General features: G+C 57.9%; 18 protein-coding genes. 16 read left to right on the forward strand and 2 right to left on the reverse strand.

Features of this window, described 5'->3' with window-relative positions:
* Positions 1-22: 22 nt before the first annotated feature.
* The gene (locus QRN50_RS20090; protein WP_096127205.1) at positions 23-415 is read right to left on the reverse strand and encodes a winged helix-turn-helix transcriptional regulator; all 393 of its coding nucleotides are present in this window, start codon (positions 413-415) and stop codon (positions 23-25) included.
* A 154-nt stretch (positions 416-569) separates the two neighbouring features.
* Between QRN50_RS20090 and gstA the strand changes: the two genes are divergently transcribed.
* From gstA to QRN50_RS20105, 3 genes are all read left to right on the forward strand, one after another.
* The gene (gene gstA, locus QRN50_RS20095; protein ID WP_096127204.1) at positions 570-1,190 is read left to right on the forward strand and encodes a glutathione transferase GstA; all 621 of its coding nucleotides are present in this window, start codon (positions 570-572) and stop codon (positions 1,188-1,190) included.
* A gap of 241 nt (positions 1,191-1,431) precedes the next feature.
* Positions 1,432-2,124 (forward strand): DUF433 domain-containing protein, encoded by a 693-nt coding sequence (locus QRN50_RS20100; protein WP_096127203.1) that lies wholly within the window; start codon positions 1,432-1,434, stop codon positions 2,122-2,124.
* On the forward strand, positions 2,121-2,528 hold the full coding sequence (locus tag QRN50_RS20105) for a PIN-like domain-containing protein (RefSeq protein ID WP_024652517.1): 408 nt from the start codon (positions 2,121-2,123) through the stop codon (positions 2,526-2,528). The genes QRN50_RS20100 and QRN50_RS20105 overlap by 4 nt, the downstream gene beginning before the upstream one ends.
* A 44-nt stretch (positions 2,529-2,572) precedes the next feature.
* Here the strand turns inward: QRN50_RS20105 and QRN50_RS20110 are convergent, their stop codons facing one another.
* Positions 2,573-3,118, reverse strand: a complete 546-nt coding sequence (locus QRN50_RS20110; RefSeq protein WP_003317774.1) for a DUF1523 family protein — start codon at positions 3,116-3,118, stop codon at positions 2,573-2,575.
* Between the two features lie 119 nt (positions 3,119-3,237).
* Between QRN50_RS20110 and QRN50_RS20115 the strand changes: the two genes are divergently transcribed.
* The 13 genes from QRN50_RS20115 to QRN50_RS20175 all read left to right on the forward strand — a co-directional run bounded on the left by QRN50_RS20115 (position 3,238) and on the right by QRN50_RS20175 (position 14,775).
* Complete coding sequence (locus QRN50_RS20115; RefSeq protein ID WP_096127202.1) at positions 3,238-4,236, forward strand: ATP-grasp domain-containing protein; 999 nt, start codon at positions 3,238-3,240, stop codon at positions 4,234-4,236.
* A gap of 54 nt (positions 4,237-4,290) precedes the next feature.
* Positions 4,291-5,430, forward strand: coding sequence for a trypsin-like peptidase domain-containing protein (locus QRN50_RS20120; protein ID WP_096127201.1), 1,140 nt, complete (start codon positions 4,291-4,293; stop codon positions 5,428-5,430).
* A gap of 66 nt (positions 5,431-5,496) precedes the next feature.
* The gene (locus QRN50_RS20125; RefSeq protein WP_096127200.1) at positions 5,497-6,630 is read left to right on the forward strand and encodes a phosphoribosyltransferase domain-containing protein; all 1,134 of its coding nucleotides are present in this window, start codon (positions 5,497-5,499) and stop codon (positions 6,628-6,630) included.
* Positions 6,623-7,381, forward strand: coding sequence for an HAD family hydrolase (locus QRN50_RS20130; RefSeq protein WP_003406582.1), 759 nt, complete (start codon positions 6,623-6,625; stop codon positions 7,379-7,381). Before QRN50_RS20125 ends, QRN50_RS20130 begins: the two co-directional genes overlap by 8 nt.
* Entirely contained in the window at positions 7,374-8,468 is a 1,095-nt protein-coding gene (locus QRN50_RS20135; protein ID WP_003406585.1) for a cysteine protease StiP family protein, read from the forward strand. The genes QRN50_RS20130 and QRN50_RS20135 overlap by 8 nt, the downstream gene beginning before the upstream one ends.
* Positions 8,468-9,418, forward strand: coding sequence for an HpcH/HpaI aldolase/citrate lyase family protein (locus QRN50_RS20140; RefSeq protein ID WP_003406586.1), 951 nt, complete (start codon positions 8,468-8,470; stop codon positions 9,416-9,418). Before QRN50_RS20135 ends, QRN50_RS20140 begins: the two co-directional genes overlap by 1 nt.
* The gene (locus QRN50_RS20145) at positions 9,419-10,165 is read left to right on the forward strand and encodes an HAD family hydrolase (RefSeq protein WP_011266644.1); all 747 of its coding nucleotides are present in this window, start codon (positions 9,419-9,421) and stop codon (positions 10,163-10,165) included.
* 46 nt (positions 10,166-10,211) lie between these two features.
* Complete coding sequence (locus QRN50_RS20150) at positions 10,212-10,805, forward strand: TerD family protein (RefSeq protein WP_096127199.1); 594 nt, start codon at positions 10,212-10,214, stop codon at positions 10,803-10,805.
* The gene (locus QRN50_RS20155; RefSeq protein WP_285427593.1) at positions 10,802-11,995 is read left to right on the forward strand and encodes a TerD family protein; all 1,194 of its coding nucleotides are present in this window, start codon (positions 10,802-10,804) and stop codon (positions 11,993-11,995) included. The genes QRN50_RS20150 and QRN50_RS20155 overlap by 4 nt, the downstream gene beginning before the upstream one ends.
* 51 nt (positions 11,996-12,046) lie before the next feature.
* Entirely contained in the window at positions 12,047-12,496 is a 450-nt protein-coding gene (locus tag QRN50_RS20160; protein ID WP_003371299.1) for a tellurite resistance TerB family protein, read from the forward strand.
* A gap of 25 nt (positions 12,497-12,521) precedes the next feature.
* A complete protein-coding gene (locus tag QRN50_RS20165) occupies positions 12,522-13,556 on the forward strand; it encodes a TerC/Alx family metal homeostasis membrane protein (RefSeq protein ID WP_024643081.1) in 1,035 nt (344 codons plus the stop codon).
* Between the two features lie 27 nt (positions 13,557-13,583).
* Positions 13,584-14,159, forward strand: a complete 576-nt coding sequence (locus tag QRN50_RS20170; RefSeq protein WP_011266647.1) for a TerD family protein — start codon at positions 13,584-13,586, stop codon at positions 14,157-14,159.
* A gap of 37 nt (positions 14,160-14,196) precedes the next feature.
* The gene (locus tag QRN50_RS20175) at positions 14,197-14,775 is read left to right on the forward strand and encodes a TerD family protein (RefSeq protein WP_003317757.1); all 579 of its coding nucleotides are present in this window, start codon (positions 14,197-14,199) and stop codon (positions 14,773-14,775) included.
* The last annotated feature ends 284 nt before the right edge of the window (positions 14,776-15,059 follow it).

The raw sequence follows: 15,059 nt of genomic DNA on the forward strand, positions 1-15,059 counted from the left end.
GGCTTTTTTTGCGTCTTATAAGTCAATTTTTTAAAGATTTTCCGCTCTCCGTTATATTTATACGATTCGCTCCCCCCTGCACTTTAAGCCTATACCCAATCTCCGCAATCGCCTCAATCGCAGGCAGCAACTCCAGCCCCAACTCCGAAAGGCTGTACTCCGCGGAAGGCGGCGAAGTCGCCAGCACAGTCCGAACAACCACGCCTTTCTCCTCCATCTCCTTAAGCCTTACCGACAGCATCTTTGCCGAAATGCCGGGAATGTCTACGCGCAGTTCGCCGAACCGTCGAGGACCTCCACTTAAACTCCACAGCAGATTTGGAGTCCACACTCCTCCCAGCAGCCACATGCACGCCGCCACCGCGCATTCCGGGACGGGATGGTTGACTTTGCTTTTGCGCATTTTCAGGGGCATGGCGGGGTGTTCCTTTGTCGAGTTGCGAGTTTCCAGCGCGTAACCAGGTTACAGAATGGTAACCGGAGAATAAGAGTAACCTTAAGTTACCAGCTATACAAAAGTTATCTGAGTGCTAGGATCTGGTCATTCTCAACCACCGGAACAATCACCTATGAAGTTCTACTACTCTCCCGGATCCTGCTCGCTCGCCGCTCATATCGTGTTGCACGAAGCGGGTGTCGCTCACGAATTGGTCAAGGTCAATCTGCGGCAGCACACGCTTGAATCCGGCGATGACTATTACGCGATCAACCCCAAAGGTGCTGTTCCTGCGCTGGGGTTGGATGGCGGTGCTGTTCTGACTGAAGGCGCTGCCGTTTTGCAGTATCTCGGTGACCACTTCGTACCAGCGCTGGTGCCAGCCAACGGCACGCTGGAGCGCGCAAGGCTGCAAGAGATACTCAATTATCTGGCTGCCGAATATCATAAGGCCTGGACACCACTTTTCTATCTGCCAAAGGGCGCTGACGCCACTGATGCTCAGCGCCCGGTCATCGCCAAACAAACCTACCTGAATGGCCTGCTGGCGGATGGTCGTGATTACCTGCTGGGTAACGATTTCAGCGTTGCTGACACCTACCTGTTCGCGGTAACACGCTGGTCTGTCAATTTTGGCATTTCGCTGGAAGCGCAACCTGCTTTGCAAGCGTTCATGGCCCGAGTCGAAGCACGTCCATCCGTCAAGGCTGTACTGAAAGCGGAAGGTTTGCCCGAACTGTTCAACAAGGCCTGAGCCTGCTAAAGACTCAGGTTAGACTCACCTGTTGAAACGATAACGCCCCCGGCGGATGTGCTTCGTTGGGGGCGCTTTGATTCGATTGCTTGGTGTTATGCGATGGCATTGTAGGACATTTCAGCTTTTGCATTAGGTCACTTCCTGATTCACTTCGGTTACCAAAACGTTCGTTGATTGATATCCGAATCAAGCCCAGAATTACCCACCTGATTACTCCACACATGAGAAGAGAGGGGCTATGAACACCACCGCATTACCCAGTCGCCTCCTCGGTGTGGGCCTATACACCCCAGCAGAAGCGTCCTCATACACTGGCATTCCAGCAAAGGACATTCGCAGATGGATGTTTGGCTATAGCGTGGCAGGCGTCGATCACCCCGGCCTCTGGACGCCAGAGGTCGCATTTCTGAACGACAAGCTGCTCGGTTTCCACGACCTGCTGGAAATTCGTTTTGTTCACGCATTTCGCCAGCACGGCGTCAGCTTGCAAGCGATCCGCAGCGCCTCGTTACAAGCCAGAGAAATGTTCGGTCAGCTCTACCCGTTTACGTGCAGACGTTTTCAGACTGACGGACGAGATATTTTTGCGACGGTTCTGGATGAGACGGGTGATGAGGCTCTGCTGGATCTGGTGAAGCGGCAATATGCCTTTAAACAGGTCATTACACCTTCCCTATATGAGGGCATTGATTACGCAGGTGAAGAGTCGGCAAAGCGCTGGTATCCGGTCAAGCGAAGCAAGGCAGTCGTTTTGGACCCCGCAAGGAATTTTGGCAAACCGGTGTTGGCAACAACGGGGATCGACACAGCAGCGATCTATCATTCTTATCTGGCTGAAGGTCAGAACGCGAAACGTGTGGCTTTACTCTATGAGATTCCGCCTGCGGCAGTGGAAGCCGCAGTTAATTTTGAGCACAGGATCGCGGCTTGAATTTTTTGATCGATAACAACCTGCCGCCCGCCATCGCCAGAGCGCTCAATGAGCTGACCAAGAGTGAAGGTCACTCAGTGGTATCGCTGCGTGAAAGATTCCCTGCCAACTCCGCTGATATTGAATGGGTGACCCATCTCAAAAAAGAGGGCGGTTGGGCGGTCGTGTCTCAGGACAAGTTTTCCAAGGGAGACGCTGAGCGTCGGGCATTCCGGGAGTGTGGGATGCCCATTTTCTGTCTTGCCAGGCAATGGGGGAAAATGACCTACTGGAACAAGGCAGAAAACCTGGTCAAGTGGTGGCCTTCAATTACCGAGCAGGCTTTGTTAATCGAAGGCGGCGCAGCCTTTCGTGTGCCATGGGCGTTTTCTACCGCCCGCAAGTTCCAGCAGCTCCATCTATAGCCCGATCATAGACCGGGCTTTTCGCAGTATCTAAAGTACGAAAGTTACCTCACAACCCCATCAACCCGCGCCCGCCCTTTAAACCTCCTCCTGACCCCAACCACAACCATCACCACCAGCAACCCCACCACCACAAAAAAGATCGTGTTAAAAATCGGAAATGGCTGATCACGACTCGTCACTGCCTCAACCTCTGTCACATTGGGAAACATCGACAGGATGGTTATCCTCCAGCCGTAGTAACGGATCAAAGCCAGTTGCTGGGAGTCACGCGAGTAGCCCTGGGCTTTGGCCTGGATGTCGGCGGAGTCGAATTTGAAGTACCACGGGAAGCTCCAGCCGGTGTCTTCGTTGCGATAGACCACGACTTTCTTGCTGTCCGGGTCTTCGGTGTTGATGAAGTACACGTCGCGGGTCGGGCCGTCTGCCGGGTTTTCGGCGTTGATGACGCCGTCGGCGTCCATTCTTTTGACTTCCACGCCGGTGATCATCACGACATCATGGCGCGGCAGGACGTAGTAGAGGCTTAATGCGCCGATCCCCAGTGCAACGAATACCACAAGCCAAATCGACCTTCTCAGCCACTTCATACCAGCGTCCTCTGTTAAAAATTGCGTGACTTTGCCCTAATCCGAACATTTCGAAGCAAAACAGTTATTACAAAATTCGACAAGGCCGTTGCTGACGGCGTTGTCTTCCGGAGATTGACATGATTTGGTTCCTTGAAGGGCAATCCAGCCAGCGTGAAGTGATCATAGGCGCGCGCGATGTGCTGCCTGCGTCGGTGCAGATCATCGCTTCGCATCGCCAGCAGCGCTCCGAAATCACCGGGCAGGCCGATGTGGCGCTGCAAGAGCCGGTCGATAACGACGAGCGTATCGACTGGGTGCTGCAGACCGCTCGCTCGCTGGGCGTCAAGATTATTGTCGCCGGGCGGATAGGCAGCTTTTACGAAGCGCAGCGTGCGCGTTTTGTCGCTGAAGGGTTGGACCTCGTTACCGGCGGAACGTCCCAGCAGACCTTCATGGACGTCGATGACAAGAGTCGTTTCACGGCGGCGGCCGAGGCGGCGGGGCTGGCGTGTATTCCGGGGATTGCCGTCAGCAATGCCGAGGAGTTGCAGGCGGCTTACGATGCGTTGGCGGTGTCTGGCGAGGTGTGCATCAAGCCGGTGGTCGGGATTTACGGGCGCGGTTTTTGGCGCTTCAAGACCGACGTTGACGATTTTCGTTGTTTCGCCAACCCGGATGCGCGTGAGACGACCTTTCAGGCGTACCTTAATGCTTATCGTCAGGCTGATGATGTTCCCGCCATGCTGCTCATGCCGTACATGCCGGGCAGTGAGTGTTCGGTGGACATGGTTTGCGAGCACGGCAAGGCGGTTGCATTCGTCGGGCGGCGCAAGGTGGGGCTCAATCAGACTTTCGAGCGTGACAGCGACGCGGTACAGCTCGCGGTACGTGCGGCGGAGCATTTTGCCTGCGACGGGCTTATCAATGTGCAGACCCGCGACGACGCGGATGGCAAGCCGCGCTTGCTGGAGATCAACCCGCGTTATTCAGGCGGCATTGGCTACACCCGTGAAACCGGCGTCAACCTGCCGGGTATTTTCGCGGCACGGCGTCTCGGCTTGAAAGAACCGGAAACACATTGGCTCGAAGATATCCGCGTCAAGGCCATCACGGTCGCTGTACGGGCCTCCGTTTGATCGTGATAATAGATTTTTGCTATCACTAATCGCTCTTATCAGGGAGGATCGGGCATGAAGCTTCTTGCGCCAGGTGCAAACACTGCTTTAGCTGACGCCCACTGCACCTGGAACCTGGAGAGCGGTAAGTCTTCGGTTTTTGGTGAGTACGCAGCGGTCGCCTTGCTGGCGGTCAACGACAAGCGCCAGCCGATGGGCGATCCGGCGCTGCTGCATCAGGAACAAGGCTGGATGGAGTGGAGCGGCGGCCCTCAGGACGTTGGCTGCACGTTAAGGCTGGACAGGTTGCCGACAGGCAGTGATCGCGTGCTGCTGATGGTCTATGTCTATGCGGCCATGGGGCCGATCCGTGATATCGGCAGCCTGCACCTCAAAGTGGATAGCGACATCGAGCACCGCCTGGACCTGCGCGATAACGGCGAAGCGGCGATCATCATCGGCGAGTTTTACCAGCGCAATGAGCAATGGAAATTCCGCGCGCTGAGCGAAGGCTCGGCGTATGGACTGTCGGCATTCGGGCGCAAGATCGGACTGGACGTGGATGATCGCCATCCTCGTCGTCCGTCTGGCGGATCCTCGGGTGGTCCTCGGCATGAGTCGGCGACCGGCACGGCGTTCGTGGTCGGCCCGGCGCACGTCATGACCTGTGCGCATGTCATCGAAGACATGGGCGTGTTCTACATCACTTCACTTGAAGGCCGTTACAAGGCCGAGCCAGTGGTCATCGACCGTCGCAATGACATCGCGCTGCTGCGCGTGCAGGGTGCGCCGCCGTTGTCTCCGGTTACATTCCGGGACGGGCAGGGCTGTGAGCCGGGTGATACCGTAGCGGTTTTGGGCTATCCACTGGCATCCATTTCAGGTGGCGGGTTGCAGGTGACTCAGGGCGGTATCTCCGGTCTGTTCGGCCTGCACAACGATGCCAGCCTGTTTCAGTTCACGGCACCGATACAGCCGGGGTCCAGTGGCAGCCCGTTATTCGACAACGGTGGCGCGGTGATTGGCATGGTGACCTCAACCGTACCGGACGGGCAAAACATGAACTTCGCCGTGAAGTCCGCATTGCTGCTGGCCTTTCTGCAGGCGTGCCGCATCGACGCTGCGCATGCCCGCCCGGAAAGGTCGTACACCACCACAGAAATCTCGCGCACCGCTCAGTCGTCGTTATGGCTCGTTGAAGCCTCTCGCCAGTGAAGTCGGTGTTGCCTGCCTGATCCGCAGGCGTCAGGGGCTGCGGCCCCGTTAATCAGGAATTTATCGATGGACAGCAGCGCAGCTTTTTCCAACCCTACAAAGCTTCGTGCTGATCTGCTTCGTGGTCGCCTCGATGTCAGCGTCGATTCGTCGACCATCGCTCCGGATTCGCTGTTCGGCTTCGCTGAGCGGCGTAACCCCAAGCGCGCGTTTCTCTTCGTGTCCCGAGTGTTGGGACGCCACATCCCTGCGCGCCCGAGCGTGATGCTGAAGAGTTTTCAGGACCTGGCGCACAAGATCCCCGCAGATCTGCCCGGCCCGGTGCTGGTCATCGGCATGGCCGAAACGGCTGTCGGACTCGGCGCCGGCGTACACCGTGCCTATAGCGCAACGCGCGCGGATGCCCTGTACATGGTCAGCACGCGCCATCCGACCGGCAGCGCACTGTTCGCCCGCTTTGAAGAAGAGCACAGCCATGCCAGCGCACACCTGATCCACCTGCCCGTTGATCCAACGCTACGCGAGATGATGCTCGGCGCGCGTTCGCTGGTGCTGGTCGATGACGAGGCGTCGACGGGCAAGACCTTCATCAATCTGCATCAGGCGCTGGTCGATGCCGGGTTGAGCAAGCTCGAGCGGGTGGTGACCTGCGTGCTCACCGACTGGTCGGCGGGCGCGGTCAGTACCTCGATGGGCGCAGTGGCAGAGCAGGTCTCGCTGCTGCAAGGCTCGTACTCTTTTGATGAAGACCTAAGCGCGCCGCTGCCGGATATGCCGGAAGTCGGCACCGTCGCCATGGGTGACTGGCCGCTGGTCACTGCCAACGACTGGGGGCGCATGGGTGTGCTCTCGGTGGCCGATACGCTGGCACCCGGCATCACCGTCAAAAAGGGCGAACGCATTCTGGTGGTTGGCACCAGTGAATTCGTCTGGCGTCCGTTCCTGCTCGCCGAGCGTCTGGAGAAGGCCGGAGCCGACGTGCATTTCAGTTCCACCAGCCGTTCACCGATTGCACTCGGCCACGCCATCGACCATGCCCTGTCGTTCTCCGACAACTATGGCCTGGGCATCCCCAACTTCCTCTACAACGTGCGGCCGGGTCAGTTCGACCGGGTGCTGATCTGTACCGAAACCCCAAGGCAGGCCGTGCCTGCCGAGCTGATCGAAGCACTGAACGCCGAGGTCATCTGCGATGAGTAACGACCGCCCGCTGATCTTCGTCGATCTGGACGACACGCTTTTCCAGACTGCCCGCAAAACGCCGACTGACATTGAAAAACACGTTGCGACGCTGGACATCACTGGCAATGCCAACGGCTACATGACCAACGTGCAGAAGTCGTTCGCGCACTGGCTGCTGGCGCATTCCGAAGTGGTGCCGGTGACGGCGCGCAGTGTCGAGGCTTACAGCCGGGTCAAACTGCCGTTCACCTCAGGCGCGATCTGCTCCCATGGTGGCGTGATGCTTGATGTCATGGGGCGGCTGGATCATGACTGGAACGAGCAGATGAAACGGACCCTGGCCAGCTACCAGTCACGCCTGCATGAGCTGTCGGCGACGACACTGGCGATCGGTCAGGAGCTGGGGGTTTCACTGCGCGGCTGGGTGGTCGAAGAGGCGCAGCTGTTCCATTACGTGGTGACCAAGCACAACGAGAGCGATGACCGCATCCTCGGCAAAGTGCTGGCCGAAGTGCAGGCGCGGGGCTTGCTCGACGGCATGCATATCCACGGCAACGGCAACAATCTGGCCTTCCTGCCCGAGGGGCTGGCCAAGCGTTACGCAGTCCAGGAGTGGCTGCGGCGCGACAAGGCGATCAATGGCGAACGCCCGGTGCTCGGTTTTGGCGACAGCATCACCGATCTGGGTTTCATGGACGAGTGCCACTGGTGGGCGACACCTGCCCGCAGTCAGTTGGCGAAAATGTTTGTCGGAGCAGCGCATGAGTGATCCCGTTCACGGGCTCGATACGGTCGGCAGCGGCAGTTACCTGCACGATGATGTGCATTTTCTGTTGCGCGGCGTGGCGCTGCAGACCACCAGCGTCGAGGAGAAGGAACGCCTGATTCAGACGCGACAGAAGCACTATTCGGAAATGATCAGCGAAGAGTCGGCCCCCAGCGCAGCTCACAAGGCGCTGTATGAGCGGGCGCTCGAGCAGAACGGTGCGCGCATGGCCGACGATGTACAGGCCCTGGCCCAGGCGCTCGCCCGCGAGTGCGCAGGCGCTGAAATCATTCTGGTGTCGTTCGTGCGCGCCGGTCTGCCACTGGGCGTGTTGTTGCGGCGGGCGCTGATCGATCTGGGTCGCGAAGCGCACCACTACGGCATCAGTATCGTCCGTGATCGCGGCATTGATACGGTGGCGCTTGAAGCCATCATTCAGGCCCACGGTGCGCAGAACATCGTGTTCGTCGACGGCTGGACCGGCAAGGGCGCGATTTCGGGGGAGATCCGTCGCAGCCTGGCGGGCGATAAACGTTTCCCGGATCAACCTCGGCTGGTGGTGCTGGCCGATCCGTGTGGCAGCGCCTGGCTGGCAGCGTCGGCAGAGGACTGGGTGATTCCGTCCGGCATTCTCGGCGCCACGGTGTCGGGTCTGGTGTCGCGCTCTATCTGGCCGACGGACGGCGGGCTGCACGGTTGCGTGGTGTACGAGCAGTTGCTGGACCACGACGTCACGCAGTCTTTTATTGAACAGATCGACAGCCAGCGTCGTCAAAACAGTTCTACGCTCACACTGACACCCTGGACGCTGCCTCAGCGAACCGAACTCAAGGCCGCCGCATCACAGGTGGTCGACCGTCTGGCCGAGCGCTTCAGGATCAATAACTTCAATCGCATCAAGCCGGGCATTGCCGAAGCCACCAGAGCGGTCATGCGCCGCGTGCCGGATCACGTATTGGTGCGCAACCTGGCTGACAGCGACGTGCAATTGCTGTTGCACCTGACCGAAAAAGCGGGGATTCCCGTCGAAGAAGTGGGCGATCTCCTGGGGCCCTATCGGGCCGTGACCATCATTCGGAGTCTGAGCTAATGGCCTTATTCTCGCCTTATGCGCTGGGGGCAACGCTGTACATGCCCGCGACCCGGGACGACATCGTCGATGTGGTGTTCGGTGAAAAGATTCCCGAGCTGCGTTCGCTGGTTGTCTGTCTGGAAGACGCCGTGGCACTGACCGATGTCGACACGGCACTGATCAATCTTCGTCAGGTACTCACCCGTATCCGCGATCGTGGCGGTCGTCCGGCCAACGGTCCGCTGCTGTTCGTGCGTCCGAGAGACGCGGCGATGGCGCGAATCCTCAACGACTGGCCGCTGATGGCGCACGTCGACGGTTTCGTTGTTCCCAAGCTCTCGCTGAAAAGTCTGACGAGCTGGGAGCAGGCCGTCACCAACCCGGCGCTGGCGTTGATGCCTACACTGGAAACTCCGGAGGTGTTCAATCCGGCAGCAATGGTCGAGCTGGGGGAAGCCTTGAAGGCCAGCCTGTACGAGCGGATCATTGCGCTGCGCATCGGAGGCAATGACCTGATGGGCTGTCTAGGGCTGCGCCGCAATCCGGCCATGACCCTGTATTCGACGCCAATGGGGTATGTCATCCCCATGCTGGCAGGCGTCATGGGTGCGCAGGGCTTTGCGCTCACCGCACCGGTCTTCGAGCAACTGGCCACTCCGGACATTCTGCAGCATGAGCTGGCGCTGGATATTACCAATGGGTTGGTCGGTAAAACGGCAATTCACCCCTCGCAGGTCAATATCATTCAGAATGCGCTACGCGTCAGTCTGGAGGACATGAACTCCGCCCGGATGATTTTGAACTCTGTGGCGCCCGCAGTGTTCAAGTACAACGATGCGATGTGTGAACCGGCTACCCACTATAAATGGGCAACCCACATCATGGAGCGCGCCAAATGGCATGGAGTGTTATCCGCACCCGCTTCGATCATGGATGCCAGCATTCGACTCGCTGAGGCAGTTAGCTAGATGATAGAACCTGACCTTCAAAACGCAGGACCCGATCTTGAGCCTGTAGGGCCCGACCTTGAAATCGAAGTGGAACAGCGCCTGCTGGCGGTCTTCGATTTCGACGGGACCATTACCCGCCATGACAGCTTTGTCCCGTTTCTCAAATTCGCCTTCGGGCAACGTGCCTTTTCGGTGCGCATGGCGCGGCTGGTGCTGCCCAGCATCGGCTACCTGGCCAAGCGCCTGACCCGTGATGAACTCAAGGGCCGTCTGATCAAGGCTTTTCTGAGCGGTGTTGAAGTGCAATGGCTGCAACAAAAGGCCGAAGCCTTCTGCCAGTCGCACTGGAAGCGCCTGATGCGCCCCGCAGCGCTGGAGTCCATCGCCGCTGAGATCGAGAAGGGCGCCATTGTCACGCTTTGTTCAGCATCGCCTGCTATGGTCCTGCAACCCTTCGCTGATCGTCTGAAAGTAGAGCTGATCGGTACCAACCTGGAAGTGATCGACGGCAGGTTGACCGGTTTGATCGAAGGCAGCAACTGCCGTTGCGACTCGAAAGTTGCACGCCTGGAGAGTGTCTACGGGCCACTGACCCAGTTCCGGGTTCGCGCCTGGGGCGACACCCGGGGTGACCACGAATTGCTCGCCGCTGCTCAGGATGCGCACTGGCGTTTGTTCCATCCGACGTGGCGTCGAGGCCGCTATAAAGGCCCCGTTAACGCCAAGTTACACAATCCTGATGGCAAAGACGGGCCAACACGGTAAGGCTGTAACACTTTTATCCGAAATCCAACGTCACATGGAGCGAAAAATGGCACTCACTTTGGCAAAGAACCAGACGATCTCACTCGAGAAAACTGCTGGTGCAGGCCTCAAGAAAGTCAGCATGGGACTTGGATGGGACCCTGAAAAAGCCAGTGGTTTCTTCGGAAAATTGCTCGGTGGTGGCGGTGGCGACATCGACCTTGATGCCTCGTGCATCATGCTTGACGCTGCCAAAGGGCGCCTCGATCTGGTCTGGTTTCGCCAACTGCAATCGCTTGACGGTGCCATTCAGCATTCGGGTGACAACCGGACCGGCGAAGGCGCGGGCGACGATGAAACCATCAGCGTCGATCTGGAAAAACTGCCTGCCAACGTCAAATACCTGGTGTTCACCGTCAATTCGTTCACCGGTCAGAATTTCGAAAAAGTCGCCAATGCCTACTGCCGTATTGTCGATCTGGGCAGCCGTAATGAACTGGGCCGCTTTGATCTGTCCGAAAAAGGCCAGCACACCGGCGTTGTGATGTCCTACCTGACGCGCACGCCATCGGGCTGGGATTTCACCGCAGTCGGCCAGGTCACCAACGGTCGCACTGCTGATGATCTGGTCGAGCTGGCGATCGGGGCTATACGCGTATGACCCAACTTGTCACGGGCGCCAACGCGCCGGTCGCTGCCGGTCCGCTGACGGTGGAAATTATTTACGCTCCGCTCGCGGACGCGGATATCGATGTGTCTGCGTTCCTGCTGACCGCGTCCGGCAAGGTCCGTGGCGATCAGGATATGTGTTTCTACGGCCAGAAAAGCGTGAACGGCGGTGCGCTGCAGCAGACGGAAGCCTCAGCCGGACGCGCGGTATTCAGTCTTGACCCGAGCCGTCTGGATTCGGTCATCGAGAAGGTTGCCCTGACGGCGACCATCTATGAGAACAAGGCCAGTTTTGGCAGCGTGTCACGCCTGGCATTGAACATCACCGGCGGTATCGAAGCCGATATCCCGACCAGCGGCATGAAAGAAACCGCGCTGATTCTGGGCGAGTTCTATCTTCGTCAGGGGGCATGGAAATTCCGTTGCGTGGCCCAGGGTTTTGCCGGCGGCCTTGAGCCGTTGGCGAAAAACTTCGGTGTTGAAGTCGCTGCGCCGCAGGATCAGCCTGCACCTGCACCTGCACCTGCACCTGCACCTGCACCTGCACCTGCACCTGCACTGAAGTCGACCGTCAGTCTGAGCAAGATCACGCTCGACAAGACCCGTGCGTCGATCAGCCTGGAAAAATCCAGTGCCGGTTTCGGTGAGATTCGGGTCAACCTGAACTGGAACCGTCGTAACGACAGCAAGGGCGGCGGCTTCTTCTCTATGAAGAAGAGTAATGCCATCGACCTTGATGTAGGCTGCCTCTTCGAAATGCAGGACGGTCTCAAAGGCGCTGTTCAGGCGCTGGGCAACTCGTTCGGTTCGCTCAACACCGAGCCTTTCATCAAGTTGATGGGCGATGATCGTACCGGGTCGATCAGCGACGGTGAGTGGCTGCATATCAATGGCGCGCACTGGAGCAAGATCCGTCGCATTCTGGTCTACGCGTTCATCTATGAAGGTGCGCCGAACTGGAAGGAAACCGACGGGGTGGTCACCATTCACGCGCCGGGCCAGCCGCCCATCGAGGTTCGCCTCAATGAAGAGGGTGGTCGTCAGGGCATGTGTGCCATTGCCCTGCTGGAAAATGACAACGGTGCGGTCAAGGTGACGCGTCGTGTGGATTTCCACAACGGCCACAGCAACATGGATAAAGCCTACGGATGGGGTATGCGCTGGGCTGCCGGTTCCAAGTAAACAATACCGTGGTATTTCTGGGCTGGCTGTGCCGCCTCATGGGAGATAGACATGCTGGACTGGTTGAAAACAAACGCAACAGCTGCTCGCGACAAGCTGGCTTCGGAAGTCTCGAAGTTCAAGAATCGCGAATTCATGGAGGCTGTGGTTTCCGGCTGTGCTCTGGTATCGGCCGCAGACGGTGATATCAGCTCCAGTGAAAAGCAGAAAATGGCCGGCTTCATTCAGAACTCTCAGGAACTGAAAGTTTTCGACATGAAGGACGTCATCCAGGGCTTCCAGGAAGCCTGCTCCAAGTTCGAGTTCGATTTTGAAATTGGTCGCGCCGAGGCCTTGAAAACCATCGGCAAGATCAAAAAGAAAGAAGATGCTGCCCGTTTGCTGGTGCGCGTCTGCTGTGCTATCGGTGGCGCCGATGGCAGCTTCGATGAGAAAGAGCGGGAAGTCTGCCGCACGATCTGTCGAGAGCTTGGCCTCAACCCGTCCGATTTCGACCTGTAATTTTTACCCTAAGGAACGCAGTTAAATGGAAAGCACCTCTCTAGGCTTCCCTCCACTCACGATGGCGGTTTTCGTCGGTCTGGCCGTTACGGCCATGGCTATCGACATGTTTTCCCACCGGGGAAACAAGCCAATCACCCTCGCGCAAGCCTCGGCGTGGTCGATTTTCTGGGTCGCCATTTCGCTGGCGTTTGCCGGTTTCCTGTATGTCCAGCACGGCTCTGAAGTCGCCACGCTGTTCGTGACCGGTTATGCGCTGGAAAAAGTGTTGAGCGTCGACAACCTGTTCGTGTTCATGGCCTTGTTCTCCTGGTTCAAGATTCCGGATGGCCTGCGCCACCGCGTTCTGTACTGGGGCATCATCGGCGCCATCGTCTTCCGCGGCATTTTCGTCGCCATCGGTACCGGCTTGCTGGCGCTGGGTCCATGGGTCGAAGTGGTGTTTGCGGTCATCGTTGCCTGGACAGCCATCATGATGCTCAGGGCGGGCGATGACGACGACGAAGAAGTCGACTACTCGCAACACATGGCTTATCGCTTCGCCAAGAAGCTGTTCCCGGTGTGGCCAAAACTGCACGGCAGCAACTTCTTCGTCAGTCGCTCGGTGCTGGAGCAGGAAGTCAAAAAGCCTGAAAACGCCGGTATCACGCTGGCGGCCAAAGGCGCTCTGTTCGCGACCCCGCTGTTCCTGTGTCTGGTTGTGGCGGAAATCTCCGACGTGCTGTTCGCGTTCGACTCCGTGCCTGCAATCATCGCCGTAAGCCGCGAGCCGCTGATCGTATTCTCGGCCATGCTCTTCGCGATTCTTGGTCTGCGTACCTTGTATTTCGTACTTGAAGCCCTCAAACGTTACCTGGTGCATCTGGAGAAAGCGGTTATCGCCTTGCTGTTCTTCATCGCCGTCAAACTGGGCCTGAACGCAACCAACCACCTGTTCCATCACGGTTACGAGATCAGCGCCAACACCAGCCTGCTGGTGGTAGTCGTCGTATTGATCATCGGTATCGTTGCAAGCCTGCTCTTCCCGGGCAAAGACGAATCCGCGGAAGAAAAAGCGTAAACACTGGATAAAGGAGATAAACGAATCATGGCTTTGACTCTGCAAAAAGGTGGCAACCTTTCGCTGTCGAAAACCGACCCGACCCTGACCAACGTATTGATCGGTCTGGGCTGGGATCCGCGAGCCACTGACGGACAGGATTTCGACCTGGACGCCAGCGCATTCCTGTTGGACGCCAATGGCAAGGTCCGCAGTGAAGCTGACTTCATTTTCTACAACCAGCTCAAGAGCGCCGACGGTTCTGTCGAGCACACCGGTGACAACCGTACCGGTGAAGGTGATGGTGATGACGAAGTGGTCAAGGTCGATCTGACCCGTGTGCCTGCTGACGTCGACAAGATCGCATTCGTGGTGACCATTCATGACGCAGAAAGTCGTGGCCAGAATTTTGGCCAGGTGAGCCGCTCTTTCATTCGCGTAGTGAATGAAAAGTCGGGCGCGGAAGTCGTCCGTTACGATCTTGCTGAAGATGCCTCTACCGAAACCGCAATGATCTTCGCTGAGTTGTACCGCAATAACGGCGAGTGGAAATTCCGCGCCGTTGGTAGCGGTTTCAAGGGGGGCCTAAAAGCATTGGCCAACTCTTTCGGCATGAATTTCTGATTCACGCCCAACCACTTTTCTGGAAAGGATCAAGAACATGGCAGTAAGTCTGAGTAAAGGCGGCAACGTTTCCCTGTCCAAAGAGGCTCCGGGCCTGACAGAAATCACCGTAGGCCTGGGCTGGGATCCGCGTGTGACCGATGGCACCGAGTTCGACCTGGATGCGTCGATCTTCATCGTTGGCGAAAATGGCAAAGTGCTGGACGACAACAGCTTCATTTTCTACAACAACAAGAAATCGGCTGATGGCTCGGTCGAGCACCTGGGCGATAACCGTTCCGGTGCCGGCGAAGGCGATGACGAGTCGGTAACGGTCAAGCTCACTGGCCTGGCAGCGGCAGTGAAGAAGCTGGTTTTCGCGGTCACCATCCATTCCGCCGAAGAGCGCAAGCAAAGCTTTGGCCAGGTTTCCAACGCTTACATCCGCGTTGTGAACAAGGCTGACGGCAAGGAAATCGCTCGCTACGACCTGTCGGAAGATGCATCGACCGAAACCGCGATGATCTTCGGCGAGCTGTATCGCAATGGCGAAGAGTTCAAGTTCAAAGCCATTGGCCAGGGCTTTGCCGGCGGTCTGAAGCCGTTGGCAGAAGCTCACGGCGTGGCAATCGGCTAAACCCGAGCAGCGCCCAACAAAAAACCCCGCCAGCGATGGCGGGGGTTTTTTATTGGGTGTTAGAGCGTCTCGTTCCTCAAGCTCCAGCGTGGGAGTTCAGTTCCCGACGCTCTGCGTCGCAAGAGGACGCGGAGCGTCCGGAAATGCATGCGACGCAGAGCGCCGCACGATAGTTGCGATGATCGTTCCTCACGCTCCAGCGTGGGAATGCAGTTCACGACGCTCTGCGTCGCCAGAGGACGCGGAGCGTCCAGAACGGCATGCGACGCAGAGCGCCGTACGAT

The organism is Pseudomonas sp. MEJ108, assembly GCF_030208985.1.
GTDB lineage: Bacteria > Pseudomonadota > Gammaproteobacteria > Pseudomonadales > Pseudomonadaceae > Aquipseudomonas > Aquipseudomonas fragariae.

What these genes read in the sequence shown, in the direction of transcription:
- QRN50_RS20090 (WP_096127205.1), bottom strand. Translation starts at nt 415, where the DNA reads ATGCCCCTGAAAATGCGCAAAAGCAAAGTCAACCATCCCGTCCCGGAA.
- gstA (WP_096127204.1), top strand. Translation starts at nt 570, where the DNA reads ATGAAGTTCTACTACTCTCCCGGATCCTGCTCGCTCGCCGCTCATATC.
- QRN50_RS20100 (WP_096127203.1), top strand. Translation starts at nt 1,432, where the DNA reads ATGAACACCACCGCATTACCCAGTCGCCTCCTCGGTGTGGGCCTATAC.
- QRN50_RS20110 (WP_003317774.1), bottom strand. Translation starts at nt 3,118, where the DNA reads ATGAAGTGGCTGAGAAGGTCGATTTGGCTTGTGGTATTCGTTGCACTG.
- QRN50_RS20115 (WP_096127202.1), top strand. Translation starts at nt 3,238, where the DNA reads ATGATTTGGTTCCTTGAAGGGCAATCCAGCCAGCGTGAAGTGATCATA.
- QRN50_RS20120 (WP_096127201.1), top strand. Translation starts at nt 4,291, where the DNA reads ATGAAGCTTCTTGCGCCAGGTGCAAACACTGCTTTAGCTGACGCCCAC.
- QRN50_RS20125 (WP_096127200.1), top strand. Translation starts at nt 5,497, where the DNA reads ATGGACAGCAGCGCAGCTTTTTCCAACCCTACAAAGCTTCGTGCTGAT.
- QRN50_RS20130 (WP_003406582.1), top strand. Translation starts at nt 6,623, where the DNA reads ATGAGTAACGACCGCCCGCTGATCTTCGTCGATCTGGACGACACGCTT.
- QRN50_RS20135 (WP_003406585.1), top strand. Translation starts at nt 7,374, where the DNA reads ATGAGTGATCCCGTTCACGGGCTCGATACGGTCGGCAGCGGCAGTTAC.
- QRN50_RS20140 (WP_003406586.1), top strand. Translation starts at nt 8,468, where the DNA reads ATGGCCTTATTCTCGCCTTATGCGCTGGGGGCAACGCTGTACATGCCC.
- QRN50_RS20145 (WP_011266644.1), top strand. Translation starts at nt 9,419, where the DNA reads ATGATAGAACCTGACCTTCAAAACGCAGGACCCGATCTTGAGCCTGTA.
- QRN50_RS20150 (WP_096127199.1), top strand. Translation starts at nt 10,212, where the DNA reads ATGGCACTCACTTTGGCAAAGAACCAGACGATCTCACTCGAGAAAACT.
- QRN50_RS20155 (WP_285427593.1), top strand. Translation starts at nt 10,802, where the DNA reads ATGACCCAACTTGTCACGGGCGCCAACGCGCCGGTCGCTGCCGGTCCG.
- QRN50_RS20160 (WP_003371299.1), top strand. Translation starts at nt 12,047, where the DNA reads ATGCTGGACTGGTTGAAAACAAACGCAACAGCTGCTCGCGACAAGCTG.
- QRN50_RS20165 (WP_024643081.1), top strand. Translation starts at nt 12,522, where the DNA reads ATGGAAAGCACCTCTCTAGGCTTCCCTCCACTCACGATGGCGGTTTTC.
- QRN50_RS20170 (WP_011266647.1), top strand. Translation starts at nt 13,584, where the DNA reads ATGGCTTTGACTCTGCAAAAAGGTGGCAACCTTTCGCTGTCGAAAACC.
- QRN50_RS20175 (WP_003317757.1), top strand. Translation starts at nt 14,197, where the DNA reads ATGGCAGTAAGTCTGAGTAAAGGCGGCAACGTTTCCCTGTCCAAAGAG.